The sequence below is a fragment of the Mycobacterium sp. TH-M82 genome, from assembly GCF_057473605.1.
Map to the genome: position 1 here is coordinate 1 of NZ_JBYCKY010000818.1, position 1,188 is coordinate 1,188.

The 1,188-nt window shown below is 68.4% G+C and carries 2 protein-coding genes; one reads left to right on the plus strand and one right to left on the minus strand.

Going from position 1 to position 1,188, the window contains the following annotated elements:
• The coding region (locus tag AC2VON_RS24020) for a DEAD/DEAH box helicase (RefSeq protein ID WP_486955077.1) at positions 1-238 on the minus strand (238 nt) is incomplete at its 3' end.
• A gap of 295 nt (positions 239-533) precedes the next feature.
• Between AC2VON_RS24020 and AC2VON_RS24025 the strand changes: the two genes are divergently transcribed.
• A partial coding sequence (locus AC2VON_RS24025; RefSeq protein WP_486955078.1) for a ferritin-like fold-containing protein occupies positions 534-1,188 on the plus strand: 655 nt, incomplete at its 3' end.

The following is a 1,188-nucleotide window of genomic DNA, read 5'->3' on the forward strand; positions in this document are numbered from 1 at the left end:
TGGTGTCGGTGCTGATGCGCTGCAGCAACGGCACGCCGAACGCGAAGGTCTTGCCCATGCCGGTGCGGGCCTGGCCGATCAGGTCGTCGCCGCCGAGGGCGAGCGGCAACGTCAGCTCCTGGATTGCGAAGGGGTGCTCGATGCCGTCGTCGGTGAGCGCGCGCACAATTTCGTCTCGAACGCCGAGCTCGGCAAAGGTCAGTGGCGCGGATTGCGGGGTCGAGATAAGCGGGGTCATGTGTGGGGCAGGGTGCCTTTCGATGTCGGCTCGGTATCGATCAGGTCGATCGCGTCGCGGTTTCGGGCGCACACGCTGTGACGGTCAATACGCTGCCGATTCGCGGGTCCTGCACTCGTGCGGAGGCGGCCCAACTGCGTGCACGCACATTTCTTCGGCAGCGGCCACTCCGGCCCGGAACAAGCCTGGAATAAGCACTGCCTGCCGCCGATACTACCCGGTCGGGCTCTCCGGTCTGCCTTCGGCCGGCGTCAGGCGCCGCCGCACGTTCTACAGTGTGGCCATGAGTTCGTCCCTGAGTTCGCCTCCGCCCGCCGACCCGGTGGCAGCCGCGCCGCAGATACCGCAGCTGCGGCTGTCGGCCGACCACCCCGGCGTCAACGAGTTGTTCGCGCTGCTCGCCTACGGAGAGGTGGCTGCGTTCTACCGGCTCACCGACGAGGCGCGAATGGCACCCGACCTGCGGGGCCGGATCTCGATGGCCAGCATGGCCGCCGCCGAGATGGGGCACTACGACCTGCTGCGCGAGGCCCTGGAGCGACGTGGGGTCGACGTGGTGGCGGCGATGGCGAAATACACCCTGGCGCTGGACGCCTATCACCGGCTGACCATGCCCAGCACCTGGCTGGAGGCCCTGGTGAAGACCTATGTCGGCGACGCGCTGGCCGCCGACTTCTACCTGGAGATCGCAGACGGGATGCCGGACGACGTGGCCGATGTGGTACGCGCGGTGCTGGCCGAAACCAAGCACTCCCAGTTCGTCGTCGCCGAGGTGCGTGCCGCGGTGACGGCCAGTGCCAGGCAGCGCAGCCGGCTGGCATTGTGGGCCCGCCGGCTGCTCGGTGAGGCGATCACCCAGGCTCAGTACGTGCTGGCCGACCACGACGAACTCGTCGACCTGGTGATGTCCGGGCCCGACGGCCTGACCCACCTGGCCGGGTTCTTCGACC